We start from the raw sequence: 14,492 nt of genomic DNA, 5'->3' as shown, positions 1-14,492 counted from the left end.
TCCTCCGTTCGGTCTGGCGAGGCTTCGAGTGATGGCACGCGCACCACGGCGCGCATCGGGTTCAGCGTTGGAGGTCGCCAGGTGCGTGGGCGCACAGGAGCTTCTGGGCGACGATGTGGCCGGAGCTGCCGCGGACGCCGCTTCCCGGCAACGAGGTGACAATGCCGTCGGCGGTCAGCAGCATCCGATCGAACGGATCGAAGTTCAGCTCCGGTGCGTCAGGCACGTCGCCTGCCCCTCATCGCGGATCGGCCTGTTTCTGTCGCCGGCGCCACGTTCCGCGCAACGCTTGACCCTGATCCCACAACCGCAACCACAACCGGCGACGGCCGTGCGGGCGGTCGCCGGGCACCGGCGGCGTGGCCGCGCGGGGCCGGGGGTGGGCGGTGGCCAGCGGCCGGCCGTCCAGCAGCACCAGCCACGCCCCGCACGGGCAGCGGGCATATCCGACCGCGCCCGCGGACGTTCGATGCGTGGACCGGACCGGCCACACCGCCCGCGTGCATCGGTCGCGGGCGGTGAGCCTGGGGATGATGCCATCGTCGAGCGCAACGGGGATCGGGCCCGGCGCATGGTCGGTGTCCACGAACTCCCGGCCCAGGCTCGCAGCCGCCCACGGGATCGGCCGCCGCCCGGCGATCCCGTCACAGAGTCGCTCGGTGTGACCGGTCATCGCCTCGCCCACTCCTCCCGGTCTCGAAACGCCACCTTGGACCTGCAGAAACGGCGCAACGACGATAGGCACGGCCGGCCGAGGGTGTATTGAAGGAAATTGACCGCCGTCCGGGTAGAGGCTCCGTGAGGCGTTGTCGGCGCCCTTTACACCCGAGCGGTCGCAGGTCGGATCCCTGCCGCGCCCACCACGTTCTCGCAGCGGTTCCGCGTGCACGGTCGCCTGGGGTTCGTCTGCTCGTGCCGTCGACCTGTGCGGGACGGACGTCGAGCAGCGTGCGGCGCGCGCGGTTGAGCGGCCGGCCTGCGTTGCCGTGTGGGGTCGTCCCACCACGCCGCCTCGGCGAGCTCGGTGGCGGTCAGCAGCGCTCGATCTGCGCGTCGGTCAGCGCGACCTCACGGAGAGCGCGCGCGGGGGCCGATTCCCGCAGGATGTCGGCGTGGAGCTCGAGGCGAGCCGCCGCGATCCCTACGGGCAGCTCAGCCGGGTGTTCCACCTCCTCGCGCGGAGGTGAGGAGCCGCCAGGTGGTGAGGGCGAGCCTGGCCCGGGTCAGCCCGGTGGGGTCGGTGAGGTCGATGCCTAGGGTCTTCCCGAGCTGTTCGAGGCGGCGGGTGACGCTGCTGTGGTGCAGGTGCAGCAGCTCGGCGGCCCGGCGGTGCGAGCCGGTGGCGCAGTAGGCGTCCAGGGTCTCCAGGTCGTCCGGGTTGCCCGCCAGTCGGGCGATCGCGGCCACGTCGGGGTTGTCCCACGCCTCCTCCTCGGGCACCTGAGCGAGCAGCGCCAGCGCCCCCAAGTCACCGTGGTGGACCACGGGTTGGCGGGCGCTCGTGAAGCGCAGTGCGGTGCGGGCCTCGCGCCAGGAGCGGTCGGGGCTGTCGGCGCTGCCGATCCCCGCGCGGACGCCGGCCGGGAACCGGGTCCGGTCGACGGTGGTGGCCAGGAGGACGCCCACGTCGGCCAGGGGCGCCGCCTTCACCGGTCGCGCCGGGCAGACCAGCGCGCCGACCTGGTCGAGCGGGAGCCGTGACCACACGGCGACGACCTGGACCGGCAGGTCCGCGGCGAACCCCAGGAGTCGTAGCGCCCGGCTCCTGGCCGCCTCGTCGCTGTCGGAGCTGATCACCAGCTCGACGAGGGCGGGGTCGGCCATCGTGGTGCGGGCCGGGCCGTACCGCTCGACGACAGCGGCGGCGGCGATGGCGAGCCGGTCCAGCAGCACCTCGTCGAGCGGGCCGGGCGGGCCGGGGCGTTCCAGCCACACCGTGCCGATCTCCTCCTCGTCGAGCGTGATCGGCGCGGCGGTGGACGCGGGTTGCGGCGGGACGCTCGCCTGCCTGCCGTCCGGCGCGCACCGGATCGTGCGCCCCGTGCCGTCGAGCCGGATCCCGGTCACGCACTCGGCCAGACCCGCCGAGGCCCGGGCGAGCGCCGGGAGGTCGACCCGCCTGCGCATCAGCGTGTCGTAGACCATGACGATGCGCAGGGCACCCTCGGCGTGCGAATCCAGGTTGGACAGCCGCGCGACGAGTGCCTCCACCGGCCCGAGGATAGGCGCCGATCGGTGCGTGATCCGGGCCGAACGCGCGGCGGATGGCGGGTGATCGCCGCGGCCGGGACCGTGAGGATGGCCCGCATGGACCCCGAGTTGGAAGCGTTCGTCCCGCTGCTCCCGCAGCTCGACCCGGCCGACCCGGTGGCAGCGCGCACGACGTTCGCCGAGCTGGCCGCCGCGACGCCGGCGCCGGACACCGCGGACCTGGAGATCGAGGACCGCGCGGTGCCCGCCGATCCGGACGTGCCGGTGCGGATCTACCGCCCGCAGCAGGCGCAGGGCGCCGTCGTGTGGCTGCACGGAGGCGGATGGGTCGTGGGCGACCTGGACAGCGAGCACCCGTGGGCCGCCCTGCTCGCCCGCCGCTCCGGCGCGGTCGTGATCTCGGTCGGCTACCGCCTGGCCCCCGAGGACCCGTTCCCGGCCCCCCACGACGACGCCTACGCCGTGTTGACCTGGACGGCCGAGCACGCGGCCGAGCTCGGGATCGACCCGGGCCGGATCGCGGTCGGCGGGCACAGCGCCGGTGGGTGGTCTCGCGGCCGGGGTGGCGCTGCGGGCGCGGGACGAGCAGGGGCCACCGATCCGCTTCCAGCTGCTCAACCAGCCCGGCCTCGACGACCGGATGGAGACGTGGTCGGCACGCAGCTTCACCGACACCCCGTGGTGGAACCGCGACCGGCTCGCCGCGGCGTGGCGCTACCACCTGGGAGGGACGCCCGCCTCGCCGTACGCCGCCCCTGCGCGGGCGCAGGACCTGTCCGGCCTCCCGCCCGCCTACATCGCCACCGCGGAGTTCTGCCCGAACCGCGACGAGGACATCCTCTACGCGCTGCGGCTGCTGCAGGCGGGGGTGTCGGTCGAGCTGCACCAGTGGCCCGGCACGTTCCACGGGTCGCAGGCGATCCAGTCCGCAGCGGTGTCGCAGCGCCAGGTCACCGAGCTCGGCGAGGTCGTTCGCAGGGCGCTGGCCGAATGAACGCGGCCATGGGGCGGAACAGGCCGATCCTGCTGGTCTGCCTGGCCGTGTTCGGCCTGATGACCGGGCAGCAGATGGTGAACCCGATCCTCCCGCCGTTGGTTCGCGAGCTCGGGTTCAGCGAGCTGGCGCTGGGGATCGTGTGGACGGTGGGCGCGTCCGGCGTCGTGCTGGCCAGCTCCTTCTGGAGCCGCCGCAGCACGACCTGGGGCCACCGGCCGGTCCTGCTGATCTCGCTGACGGGCGCGACGATCGGGCTGCTGGCGTTCGCGGTCGTGGCCCACGCCGGGCTGGCCGGCGCGCTCGCCGGTTCCCTGCTGTTCACGTTGATCCTGGTCAGCCGGGGTGTGGTGTTCGGCATCGCCTGGGCGGCGACGCCGGTCACCGCGCAGTCCTACGTCGCCGATGCGACGTCGGGTACGGCCGAGCGGGTGCGGGGGATGTCCCTGATCGGTGCGGCGCAGGGCCTGGGCCTCGCGGTCGGGCCCGCGGTGGGCGGGGCGCTGAGCGCCATCGGCCTGCTGACCCCGATCTACGCAGTGCCGGTCGTCATCGCCGTGATCGCCGTCCTGGTGTGGCTCGGCCTTCCCGGGCCGCAGACCCGGCGATCCCGCCCGCCCGCGGTGCGGGTGAGCCCGCTCGACCCCCGCATGTGGCCGTTCCTGACCACGGGCTTCGGTATGTACCTCGCGTTCGGGATCGTCCTGATGACGATCGGTTTCCTCGTGCAGGACCGGCTGCAACTCACCACGCAGGGGACCGGGCAGGCGACGGGCCTGGTGATGCTGGCCGGCGCGAGTGCGGTCATCCTCGTCCAGGCGGTGGCTGTGCCGCGGCTGAAGTGGGCGCCACTGCGCCTCATCAGGGTGGGCGTGGTCGTCATGACGGCCGGCATGGTCCTCATGACCGTCGCCGCGGACGGGCTGCTCCTCGGCGCCGCGATGGCCGTGCTCGGCGCAGGCCTCGGGTTCGGCCTGCCCGGGATCACGGCCGCGCCGACGTTGCTGGCCACCCGCGAGGAGCAGGGCGCCGTGGCGGGTCTGGTCGGCACCAGCAACGCGCTCACGTTCATGCTCGGCCCGCTGCTGGGCACCGGCCTGTACGAGATCGCCCCCACCGTGCCCTACCTCCTCGGCGTGGTGCTGCTGGCGGGGCTCGCCGTCTTCACGTTCGTCCATCCCGGGATACGCCTGGCACCGGAGCGCCCGAGCGGTCTGGTCGCGGCCGAGCGGTAGCCATTTGCGCTACTCTTGGTATCGATACTTCAGGTAGCGAAACTCTGAACGCCGTGGGGGCGCGATGCACGAGGCGGTAGGTCTGTCGGAACTGCTGCGGCCGGTCCGGTCGCGGCTGGGCACGGCGGTCGGCCTGCAGGCCGTTGCGGCCGTGGTCGCCGTGGTGCCGTTCGCCGCGGTCGCCGAGCTGGCCAGGGTGCTGCTGGTCACCGGCCCGGTCGACGAAGGCCGGGCATGGGCGGTCGCCGCGCTCGCGGCAGGTGCGCTGGTCGTCTGGGTGCTGCTGAGCAGCCTGGCGGGAGCGCTCGCCCACCACGCCGACCTGGACTTCCAGCTGTCGGTCCGGCGGCGCCTCGTCGACCGGCTCGGCCGGGTTCCGCTGGGCTGGTTCACCGACCGGGGCGCCGGCGGGATCGGGAAGGCCGTCCAGCACGACGTGGACACGATGCACCACCTCGTGGCGCACGCGCTGCTCAACCTCACCGCGAGCGCGCTCACTCCGCTGGTGACGCTGGTCTACCTGTTCTGGGTGGACTGGCGGATGGCGCTGATCCTGCTGATCCCGATCGTGATCGGGGTGGCGTCGTTCGTCCGGGCCGCGATGACGATGGAAGGACAGACTGCCGCGTTCGACGGCGCGCAGCAGCGCATCAGCAGCCGGGTCGTCGAGTTCGTCGAGGGCATCGCCGTGGTGAAGATGTTCGGGCAGGCAGGGCGTGCTCACCGGCAGTACGCGCAGGCCGCCGACGACTTCGCGGACTTCTTCCTCGCCTGGATCGCGAAGGCCTACCGGACGAGCGCGATAGCCGAGCTGGCTTTCAGCCCGGTCACCGTCCTGCTGACGGTGCTGGTCGGCGGGACGGCCATGGTCTCCGCCGGGCACCTCGAGGCGATCGAGCTGCTGCCGTTCGCGATCCTCGGACTCGGCCTGGCCGGGCCCATGCAGGCGCTGCACTACTACAGCCACGACGTGGAGAAGTCGAGCGCGGCGGCGAAGCGGGTGGGGGCGCTGCTCGCGGCGCCGGAACTGGTGGTGCCCGCCGAACCCCGACGGCCGGACCTCCATGACGGCGTTCGGGTGGAGCTGTCCGGCGTGGAGTTCGCCTACGACGCGGACCGGCCGGTGCTGCGCGACATCGACCTGGCGCTCGAACCGGGCACCGTGACGGCGCTGGTCGGGGCGTCGGGATCGGGGAAGACGACCCTCGCCAAGCTCCTGCCCCGGTTCTTCGACCCGACCGCGGGCGCGGTGACGATCGGCGGTGTCGACGTGCGCGACATCGCGCCGGAGCAGCTGTACCGGCTGGTGACGTTCGTCCTGCAGGACGTCCAGCTGCTGGACGCCTCCGTGCGCGACAACATCCGCCTCGCCCGTCCCGACGCGGACGAGGAGACGGTGCGCCGCGCGGCGCGGGCCGCCGCCGTCGACGAGCGCATCGACGCGTTGCCTCGCGGCTACGACTCGGTGGTCGGCCGCGACGTCCGCTTCTCCGGCGGCGAGGCGCAGCGGATCTCGATCGCCCGGGCGATCCTCGCCGACACCCCGGTCGTGGTGCTCGACGAGGCGACCGCCCACGCCGATCCCGAGTCGGAGGCGCTGATCCAGGACGCCCTGTCCGAACTGGCCGCCGGGCGGACCGTGCTCGTCGTGGCGCACCGGCTCGCGTCGGTGGTCGGCGTCGACCGGATCGTGGTGCTCGACCATGGCCGGATCGTCGAGCACGGCACGCACGAGGAGCTTCTCGCCGCCGAGGGCCGGTATGCCCGGATGTGGCGGCTGCAGGAACAGGCGGGCGCAGGCGCGCTGACGGGAGGAAGTCGATGATCCGACGGCTGTTCATCGCGCTCGGCCCGGAGCACGACCGGGCCCTGCGCAGGCTGCTGGGCCTGCTCACCGCCGCGGCGCTGCTGCAGGGGGTGGCGTTCGCCCTGCTGGTCCCGGCGTTGCGCGCACTGCTCGGCGGCGAACCGGCGCGGGCCTGGCCGTGGGTGCTCGCGCTCGCGGTGCTGTGGATCGGCTACGCGGCGGTCAACTACTCGGCGACGCTCGCCGGTTTTCGGACCGGGGCGGGCCTGAGCCGGGACCTGCACCACCGGATCGGGGACAAGGTCGCGCAGCTGCCGCTGGCCTGGTTCACGAGCGATCGCGTCGGCAGGCTCGGGCGCCTGGCCGCGCAGCGTGTCCTCGACATCATGGGGGTGCCGGCGCACCTGCTGCGGCAGCTGGTCGACGCCACGGTCACGCCGCTCGTCGTGGTGCTGGCGATGTTCCTGTTCGACTGGCGGCTGGCCCTGTCGATGTCGGTCGCCGCGGTGGTGGTCGCGGTCGTGTACCGGATGGCGAGCCGCCGCATGCAGGCGGCCGACCGCGACGCGGACCGCATCCACGCCGACGCCGCCGGGCGGATCGTGGAGTTCGCCCGCGCCCAGCCGGTGCTGCGGGCGTTCGGCCGCACGGTGGAGGGGCACGCCGCACTCGACGCCGCCCTCGCCGCGCAGCACGGGGCCGGTCGCCGGATGCTGCGCGCCGGCATCCCCGGCGTGGTCGGGCTCGGCGCCGTGGCGCAGGCGTCGTTCATCGTGCTGCTGGCCATGGGCACGTACCTGGCGCTCGACGGCTCGCTGGGCGCGGCCGAGCTGATCGCCCTGCTGGTGCTGGCGGCCCGCTTCGTCGAACCCGTGATGCTCATCGCCGAGCTCGGCGGCGCGATGCGGGTCGCCGAGAACGCGCTGTCGGAGATCAACGCGCTGCTCGCCACCGCGACGTTGCCGGAGCCGGCGGTGTCGCGGCCGACGTGCGGCATCGACGTCGAACTCGACGGGGTGCGGTTCGGTTACGACGGCACCCCGGTGCTGGACGGGCTGTCGATGCGGGTGCCGCAGGGGCGGATGACCGCGCTCGTCGGTCCGTCCGGCGCGGGGAAGACCACCGTGATCAAGCTGGTCGCGCGGTTCTTCGACCCCGACGCCGGCGTGGTGCGGGTGGGCGGCGTGGACGTCCGCGAGATGCGGACCGAGGAGCTCACCTCGCTCATCTCGGTGGTCTTCCAGGACGTCTACCTGTTCGACGGAACCGTTCTCGACAACGTGCGGATCGGGCGGCCCGACGCCACCGACGAGGAGGTCTACGCCGCGGCCCGCACGGCGCGGGTCGACGACATCGCCGAGCGCCTCCCGGGCGGCTGGGCCGCGCCGGTGGGGGAGGGTGGCAGCCGCCTGTCCGGTGGGGAGCGGCAGCGCATCTCGATCGCGCGCGCCCTGCTGAAGGACACCCCGATCGTCCTGTTCGACGAACCGACAGCGGCCCTCGACGCCGAGAACGAGCACGCCCTGCAGCAGGCGATGGCGGCCCTGTCGCGGGACCGCACGGTCCTGGTGATCGCGCACCGGCTGCACACGTTGCGCGAGGCCGACCACATCGTCGTCCTCGAGGGCGGACGAGCCGTGGAAGGGGGAAGCCACGACGACCTGCTCGCCCGCGACGGCCGGTACGCCCACTTCTGGCGGGAACGGCGGCGCGCGCAGGGGTGGCGCCTCGTGGGTCCGGGTGAGCGGCGGGACGACCGACCGGCCGACCGGATGCGGCAGGTCGGTCGCGACGGGCGCGCTCAGGGGCCCGACGTGACGTCCTGCGGCCAGCCGTCCGGCGAGTCCTCCCAGGCCTCCTGCCGGCCGTAGACGGTCAGGTCGAGGAACTGGTACGCCGTTGCGAGCCCGTCCAGGCCGCGGGCGTAGGCCGAGTAGGTGTGGTGGACGGTGTCGCCGTCGCGCAGGAAGACGCTGGCTCCGGGCCAGTCACCGTGCAGGTGCTCGGCCGGGATCCCGGATGCGATCAGCTCGTCCTTGGTCCGGTAGTTGTACTCGACGGGTGCCCGGGACTCGTCGAGCGTGACGTGGAAGTCGTAGTTGAAGTCCGACCCGTGCGATGAGAAGAACGGGAACGTCCAGCCGCGCCGGTCCCGGTAGGACCGGATGGACGGCCAGGGCGCCCTGGCGATCGCGGCGAACGCGACGTTCCGCTCCCGCAACGCGCCGAAGTGGGCCTCGTTGAACTGCCGATCGGCGGCCCGGGTGCAGCTCGGGCAGCCGGTGTCCGGCTCGTCCAGCCACATGAAGTGGTGCACGTAGAGCTGGGTGTGCCCGGCGAAGAGGTCGGCCAGACCGACCACGCCGTCCGGGCCCTCGAACCGGTAGTCCTTCCCGATCCGGACCATCGGCAGCCGACGGCGCCGGGCCGCCAGCGCGTCCCGGGCACGGGTGACCTCCTTCTCCGCGGCGAGCAGGTCCATGCGTGCGGCCCGCCACTCGGACGGGGACGCGATCGGCGGTCGGGCGACGTTCGTCGTGGTGCTCTCGGTTTTCCGCATGGTGGTGTCGACTCCCACCACGGGCCGGAATCATCGCGACACCCCGACCCGACGGCGCAACCTCGTCCTACGCCCGCGCGCGGGGGTTTCGTGTGAGCCGTGATCTCACCGGGAGGATGTCGCCCGCAGCACCGCCACCGCCAGGGCGCCGAGCGCCACCGCGAGCCCGATCAGGCCCGCGCCCAGGGCCCCTGCCGCGGCCGCGATGGCACCGACGAGCAGCGGGCCACCGGCGTCACCGACCTCCCGGCCGACCTCGGCTGCGCCCATGGTCTGCCCGAGCCGTTCGGCCGGGGTGCTCGCGGCCAGGTGTGCGAACGCGATCGGCGTCGCCAGTCCCGTTCCGACGCCGACGAGAACGGCGGAGACGAGGAGGCCCGCGGCGCCGGGGATCACGGCTCCGCAGGCCATGCCCGCCGCGGCGAGGGCGAGGCCGGTGGCCATACCGGGCCCGTCGGCGATCCGGCCGTTGTCGCGGGCCCGTCCGGCACGGGGCTGGACCAGCGCGGCCGTGGCGGCCAGCACGGACACCGCCGCGCCGGTGACCAGCGGCCCGAGCCCGCTCGCCGCCCCGGCCACGGGGAGGAACCCCACGCCCACCGCGAGCGCGGCGGTCGCGCCGGCCAGCGCGAGCGTGGGGCGGACGAACCCGCTGGTGCTGAGGCGGCGAACCAGGTCGAGCACGGTCTGCCGGGCGCGGGGGAGCGGTGGCACGGCGGGAACCGCCAGCGCCGCCCACGCGGCGACGGCCACCGCGAGCGCGGCGAGCGTACCGAACAGCAGCGCGTAGCCGCCCAGTGTGATCAGGACGCCGCCCAGGACGGGGCCGAGGGTGTACCCGATGCCCTTCCAGGCGCCGTAGCCGCCGTAGGCCTTGCCGTGCCCGGCCTGCGGGGTGAGGCGGGCGACCATCGCGCCCGCTGCCGGTGAGAACGCCGCCGCGGCCGCCCCCTGCCCGAACCGCGCCACGCCGACCAGCGCCGGGTTGCCTGCGAGGACGAACGCCGCGGACGCCGCGGCGAAGGCCAGCAGGCCGCCGAGCAGGACCGGACGTGGACCGACCCGGTCGGCGAGCGCTCCGAAGATCGGTTTGAGGACGATCTCCGCGCCGTCGTAGACCGCGAGCAGCACGCCGAGGGTGAGCAGCGAGGCGTGCTCGGCCTCGGTGTAGCCGCCGAGGCTGGCGGCGATGCTGTGGGCGCCGAACGCGGTGACGAACCCCGCCGCGTACAGCGGGAGCAGCCTGCTGCCCGCCGCCGTCGTGGACTCACCGGGCGATTCACCGCTCATCAGGGCCTCCTCGACCGGCGCGCGGCTCCTGATCGTGCCGCTACCCCTGCGGGCTCGCCACTTTCTGCAGTGCCGGCCGCAGCTGGTCGAGCAGCCAGCGGACGGCGACGACGTTCGGGGCCTGGAGCGCGATGGCCTGGTCGAGGCTGAGCGGCAGGTAGTTGCCCTCGCGGACCGGGCGCAGCTGCCGCACCAGCGGGTTGCCCTCGAACCGCGCCCGGTCGTCGCCTGCGGCGAAGGTCATGAACAGCGCGTCGGCGCTGTCCAGCATGCCGACCTGCTCGTAGCTGACACCCACGGTGCCGGGGGCGAGTGCGTTCGTGGCGGGCGCGTTCCGGAAGTTCTCCGGGACGTCCAGGCCGAGGGAGCGCATGAACACGGTGGAGAGGTTCTGCTCGCCGACCACCATGGGCAGGATGTCGCCGCGTGCCTGGCCGAAGAGGTAGGTGCGCCCAGCGAGGGCCGGGAGCTCGGCGCGCAGCGCCGCGACGGCGGTGTCGGCCTCGGCGATCAGTGCCTCGACCTCCTCGGAGGCCCCGATCGCCAGTCCGATCCGGCGCGCATCGTCCTGCATCGGCGAGCCGTACAGCGAGTGCTCGTAGACGACGACCGGGGCGATGCCGGAGAGCCGCTCGTAGGTGGCCCGGTCGAGGACCAGCGCCGACGAGACGGCGAGGATCAGGTCCGGCCGGTACGAGGCCACCTTCTCGACGTTCACCCCGCCGGTGGGCTCCTCCTCGATGCCGAGCACCTCCTCCGACAGCGGTGTGCGGAGGTACGGCAGGTTCGGGTCGCCGGTGCCGTCGGGGCTGTAGTTGCGCAGGGCCCCGACGATCGGCGCGCCCACCGCGTCGGCGATCGCGATGTCGTTGTAGCCCAGCGCCACGATCCGCTGCGGCCTGGCGGGGACCGTGGTCTCGCCGTAGGCGTGGGAGATCGTGACGGGGAACCGGTCGCCGGTCGTCGCAGGCGCCGGGGACGGCTGGGCGGCCCCGCAGGCCGTCAGGACGAGCGAGCACACGGCGGCGAGTGCCGCGACGATCGCGGAGCGCATCGATCTCCTCGCAGAGCAGGCAAGCCTAAGCTGATCGGACGGTGCGGACGATATCCGAAGCGGATCGACGAGTTCTCGCGCCCGCGTTCGCCCTCGGGCTCTGGCCGCCGCGCTCGTGCTGTCCGGCGTCCCGGGTCAGCGGACGAGGTCGCGTTCGGCGCCCGAGCGCATCCTCTCGAGGGTCGCGCTCATCATCGAGGTCATCGTCCTGCGAACGAATGCCGCCACGAAGGGCCTGGTCAGCGGGCTGGTGGGGCGGAACGAGTAGGTCCAGTGCACGTCCGTGCCCCGGGCGCGCTCGATGTAGGTGAACTCGGCGACGGCGTACCGCACCGCGAAGCGCTGGGTGCCGGTGAAGCCCCAGATCATGTACCGGAAACGGTCGGGGGTGTCGGTGAGCACCTCCTCGGCGAGGTAGGTGCCGTCGGCGAACTCCACCCGCCGCCGGTCGCCGGTGCGGTCGCGGTCGGGGTTCCAGTTGCCGCGCAGCGGCGTGGTGCCGGCGACCGCGGGCATGCCCTCGCCGGCCTCGACCAGGTCGCCGAGCTCACGCCCGTTCGCCCAGGCGAGGAACGCCGCTCGGGGTACGGGGACGGACGCCGACGCCGTGTGGCTCACGTAGCCCGAGACCGCCGGTTCCGGTCGGTCGCCCGTGTAGTCGGGCGGGTTGCGACGACGATGCATCAGATCTCCGAGGTTGACGTTGTCAACAGGGTAGGGTCGCCACGTTGACAACGTCAACCGGGAGGGAGCCGGGTGCCGGAGGAGCGCGGGACGCGCGGGCGTCTGATCGAGGTCGCCGCGGAGCTCGTCGACGAGGGTGGACCGGCCGCCGTGACCCTCCGCGAGGTCGGGGCGCGTGCCGGGGTCTCGCACAACACGCCGTACCGGCACTTCACTGACAAGCGCGACCTGCTCGCCGTCGTGGCCGCCGGGGCGCTGCGCGACCTGGCGGCGCGGCTCCGCGCGGCCTGTGCAGCACGCTGCGATGGCGCGGAGCGGGTGCAGCGGGCCGCGCTGTCCTACCTGGAGTGGGCGGCCGAGCACCCGGCGCGGTTCAAGCTCGTCTTCGGTGCGTGGGGGCCCGAACCGCACGACGAGCTCGGTGCGGCCGCCTGCGCCGCCACGGACGCCATGCACGCGTGCGTGGCAGCCGCGATCGAGGACGGCTCGCTGGTGGGGGAGCCGGAGCGGGTGTCGGCGATGGTCTGGGCGCTCGGCCACGGCGCGGTCGACCTCGCCCTGTCCGGCCACCTCGCGAAGCGCCCCACGAGCCCCACCGCCGAGGAGCTGGTTCGCGAGCTGATCGACCGGCTGTCCGGATGAGAGGAGAGCGATCATGACTCTGCCCGTGCCCGAGGACGACGGGGCCGCCGACCACCTCCGGGGGCTCGCCGCGCCGCACGTGACCCTGCCGAGCACGTCCGGGGGGAGCGTCACCCTCGACGCCCTCGGCCCCGGCCGGACGGTGCTGTACGTCTACCCCCTGACCGCCGGGCCGGACGGGGTCGTGCCGGACGGGTGGGACGACATCCCTGGTGCCCGCGGCTGCACCCCGGAGGCCTGCGACTTCCGCGACCACCACGAGGACCTGCTCGCCGCGGGCGCGGCCGGCGTCTACGGGGTGTCCGCGCAGGACACCGACTACCAGCGTGAGGCCGTCGACCGCCTGCACCTGCCGTTCGCGATGCTGTCCGACAGCGGGCTCGGGCTGGCCGGCGCACTCCGCCTGCCGACCTTCGAGGCGGGCGGGATGACGCTGTTCAAGCGGATCACCCTCGTGATCAGCGACGGCGTGATCGAGCACGTCTTCTACCCGGTCTTCCCGCCGGGCGAGCACGCCCGCGAGGTCCTCGCCTGGTTCCGCTCGGCGTCGCGGGGCTAGTGCTCCCCGCCGGAGGTTCGCCAAGGGTCTCGGCGGCCCAGCTCCACGCTGGACGCAGCGGCGAACAGCCCGAGTACGCCCGGTACGAGGGCTGCTCGCCGCCACGCCCAGCGAGAAGCTGGATCCACCGATACCCCCGACGAACCTCCGGCGGGAAGCACTAGTGCCGGGCACTGGACAGGCCGGCAACGGCTCGCAACGGCGACGGGTCCCCGGGATCTCGCCGCGTCAGCTCCCGGTGCCGTACATCTCGCCGATGATCGTCCTGGCCATCTCGGCCGCCGGGTCGCGGCCGTCGGGCGAGGGTGCGAGCGATGTCCAGACCACGACCGTGGTCTCCCGTTCCGGGTCGTGCCCGGCGAACGTGTTGAACCCCGGCAGCTCGCCGGTGTGCCCGTAGAAGGGGCCGAAGCGCGCCAGCGCGAGCCCGTAGCCGAGGCCATCGGGCCGGGCGGGGTCGATCGGTCGGATGCTGTCCAGCCGCAGCCTCTGCGTGGCGGGGCTGAGCAGCCCGCCACCGACCAGTGCCTCGACGTACCTGGTGAGATCGCCGGTTGTCGAGATGCCGGCGCCGGCTGCCCAGGCCCATGACGGGTTGGCGTTGGTGACGTCGAGCGGGGCCAGCGTGCCGGCGCGGGCGGCTTCCTGCTTCTCCGGCGACAGCACGTTCGAGTCGGTCGTCTCGACGTTGGTGCCGTAGGTGTAGCCCTGCGGGTGCGGGTCGGGGAGCGCGGCGGACGTGGTCGGGAAGGACGACTCCGTCATCCCCGCCCGGTCGAGGATGCGCCGCTGGATCTCGGTTTCCAGGGGGTTGTCGGTGAGCTCCTCGACGATCCGGCCCAGCAGGGCGGTGTTGGTGTTGGAGTAGAAGAAGCCCTCGCCCGGGGAGAACTTCGCCGGCATCGCCAGGCCCATCGCGATCAGCTCCTCGGGGGTGAAGACCGTCCCGGGTGCGGTGTCCATGGTCTGGTTGAGCTCGGGGGCCGTCGTGTAGTTGCCGAGCCCGCTGCGCATGTCGAGCAGCTGCTCGATCGTGATGTTCTCCCCGCCGGGCACGTCCGGGCGGTACTTCGCGACAGGATCCTCCAGCCGGAGCAGGCCCTCGTCGACCAGCTGGAGCGCCACCGTGCCGGTCCAGGTCTTGGTGACGCTGCCGATGCGGACGTGGTCGTCGACCTGCGTCGGATCGGTTCCGCGGAACGTCCGCGTGCCCAGCGTGGTTGTCCAGTCGCCGAGTTCCGGGGAGTGCACGTGGACGACCGCGCCGGTGACCAGCATGTCCCGGGCGAGCTGCTCGAGCTCCGGTTGCAGTGCGGTGCCGTAGGCGGGCACGTCCGGGGCAGCGGGAGGTGGGGCGGCGGGCGGCTCGGCGCAGGCGGTCAGAGCCGCAGCGGCGGCCAGGGCGGCGATGGTGCGCGAGATCATGGCGCGGACCTCCTGCGGGCGAGGCGGGACA

Annotated in this window: 12 protein-coding genes and 1 pseudogene; 6 read left to right on the top strand and 7 right to left on the bottom strand. The window is 73.4% G+C overall.

Going from position 1 to position 14,492, the window contains the following annotated elements:
- Positions 1-61 precede the first annotated feature (61 nt).
- Complete coding sequence (locus tag FHX44_RS41900; RefSeq protein WP_170308717.1) at positions 62-226, bottom strand: hypothetical protein; 165 nt, start codon at positions 224-226, stop codon at positions 62-64.
- Positions 227-1,152: 926 nt separating this feature from the next.
- Positions 1,153-2,211 carry a PucR family transcriptional regulator gene (locus FHX44_RS00930; protein WP_147253703.1) on the bottom strand — a complete coding sequence of 353 codons (1,059 nt, stop codon included), beginning with the start codon at positions 2,209-2,211 and terminating at the stop codon, positions 1,153-1,155.
- Positions 2,212-2,307: 96 nt separating this feature from the next.
- Here FHX44_RS00930 and FHX44_RS00925 point away from each other — a divergent pair.
- From FHX44_RS00925 to FHX44_RS00910, 4 genes and pseudogenes are all read left to right on the top strand, one after another.
- Positions 2,308-3,205: pseudogene (locus FHX44_RS00925) on the top strand (alpha/beta hydrolase).
- An 8-nt stretch (positions 3,206-3,213) separates the two neighbouring features.
- Positions 3,214-4,440, top strand: coding sequence for an MFS transporter (locus FHX44_RS00920; RefSeq protein ID WP_170308716.1), 1,227 nt, complete (start codon positions 3,214-3,216; stop codon positions 4,438-4,440).
- 64 nt (positions 4,441-4,504) lie between these two features.
- On the top strand, positions 4,505-6,265 hold the full coding sequence (locus FHX44_RS00915; protein ID WP_147253701.1) for an ABC transporter ATP-binding protein: 1,761 nt from the start codon (positions 4,505-4,507) through the stop codon (positions 6,263-6,265).
- On the top strand, positions 6,262-8,118 hold the full coding sequence (locus FHX44_RS00910; RefSeq protein WP_147253700.1) for an ABC transporter ATP-binding protein: 1,857 nt from the start codon (positions 6,262-6,264) through the stop codon (positions 8,116-8,118). The genes FHX44_RS00915 and FHX44_RS00910 overlap by 4 nt, the downstream gene beginning before the upstream one ends.
- On the opposite strand, the gene FHX44_RS00905 is transcribed toward FHX44_RS00910, so the two are convergent.
- From FHX44_RS00905 to FHX44_RS00890, 4 genes are all read right to left on the bottom strand, one after another.
- On the bottom strand, positions 8,049-8,828 hold the full coding sequence (locus FHX44_RS00905; protein ID WP_246170140.1) for a DUF899 domain-containing protein: 780 nt from the start codon (positions 8,826-8,828) through the stop codon (positions 8,049-8,051). The two genes, FHX44_RS00910 and FHX44_RS00905, sit on opposite strands and share 70 nt — an antisense overlap.
- Before the next feature lie 84 nt (positions 8,829-8,912).
- Positions 8,913-10,097 (bottom strand): MFS transporter, encoded by a 1,185-nt coding sequence (locus tag FHX44_RS00900; RefSeq protein ID WP_147253698.1) that lies wholly within the window; start codon positions 10,095-10,097, stop codon positions 8,913-8,915.
- Between the two features lie 40 nt (positions 10,098-10,137).
- The gene (locus tag FHX44_RS00895; RefSeq protein WP_147253697.1) at positions 10,138-11,151 is read right to left on the bottom strand and encodes an ABC transporter substrate-binding protein; all 1,014 of its coding nucleotides are present in this window, start codon (positions 11,149-11,151) and stop codon (positions 10,138-10,140) included.
- Positions 11,152-11,286: 135 nt separating this feature from the next.
- The gene (locus tag FHX44_RS00890) at positions 11,287-11,835 is read right to left on the bottom strand and encodes an SRPBCC family protein (RefSeq protein WP_147253696.1); all 549 of its coding nucleotides are present in this window, start codon (positions 11,833-11,835) and stop codon (positions 11,287-11,289) included.
- Between the two features lie 72 nt (positions 11,836-11,907).
- Here FHX44_RS00890 and FHX44_RS00885 point away from each other — a divergent pair, with 72 nt between their 5' ends.
- Together FHX44_RS00885 and FHX44_RS00880 are read left to right on the top strand one after the other, a co-directional pair.
- Positions 11,908-12,477, top strand: coding sequence for a TetR/AcrR family transcriptional regulator (locus tag FHX44_RS00885; RefSeq protein ID WP_147253695.1), 570 nt, complete (start codon positions 11,908-11,910; stop codon positions 12,475-12,477).
- A gap of 13 nt (positions 12,478-12,490) precedes the next feature.
- Positions 12,491-13,036 carry a peroxiredoxin gene (locus tag FHX44_RS00880; protein ID WP_147253694.1) on the top strand — a complete coding sequence of 182 codons (546 nt, stop codon included), beginning with the start codon at positions 12,491-12,493 and terminating at the stop codon, positions 13,034-13,036.
- Between the two features lie 228 nt (positions 13,037-13,264).
- On the opposite strand, the gene FHX44_RS00875 is transcribed toward FHX44_RS00880, so the two are convergent.
- Complete coding sequence (locus FHX44_RS00875; protein ID WP_147253693.1) at positions 13,265-14,461, bottom strand: serine hydrolase domain-containing protein; 1,197 nt, start codon at positions 14,459-14,461, stop codon at positions 13,265-13,267.
- Positions 14,462-14,492 lie beyond the last annotated feature (31 nt).

The organism is Pseudonocardia hierapolitana, from assembly GCF_007994075.1.
Classification (GTDB): Bacteria; Actinomycetota; Actinomycetes; order Mycobacteriales; family Pseudonocardiaceae; genus Pseudonocardia; species Pseudonocardia hierapolitana.
This window is presented reverse-complemented; position numbering and strand designations above follow the sequence as displayed.

Excerpts from the sequence above, each read along its gene's own strand:
- FHX44_RS00900 (WP_147253698.1), bottom strand. The coding sequence starts at position 10,097 with ATGAGCGGTGAATCGCCCGGTGAGTCCACGACGGCGGCGGGCAGCAGG.
- FHX44_RS00910 (WP_147253700.1), top strand. The coding sequence starts at position 6,262 with ATGATCCGACGGCTGTTCATCGCGCTCGGCCCGGAGCACGACCGGGCC.
- FHX44_RS00880 (WP_147253694.1), top strand. The coding sequence starts at position 12,491 with ATGACTCTGCCCGTGCCCGAGGACGACGGGGCCGCCGACCACCTCCGG.
- FHX44_RS00920 (WP_170308716.1), top strand. The coding sequence starts at position 3,214 with ATGGGGCGGAACAGGCCGATCCTGCTGGTCTGCCTGGCCGTGTTCGGC.
- FHX44_RS00895 (WP_147253697.1), bottom strand. The coding sequence starts at position 11,151 with ATGCGCTCCGCGATCGTCGCGGCACTCGCCGCCGTGTGCTCGCTCGTC.
- FHX44_RS00890 (WP_147253696.1), bottom strand. The coding sequence starts at position 11,835 with ATGCATCGTCGTCGCAACCCGCCCGACTACACGGGCGACCGACCGGAA.
- FHX44_RS00915 (WP_147253701.1), top strand. The coding sequence starts at position 4,505 with ATGCACGAGGCGGTAGGTCTGTCGGAACTGCTGCGGCCGGTCCGGTCG.
- FHX44_RS00875 (WP_147253693.1), bottom strand. The coding sequence starts at position 14,461 with ATGATCTCGCGCACCATCGCCGCCCTGGCCGCCGCTGCGGCTCTGACC.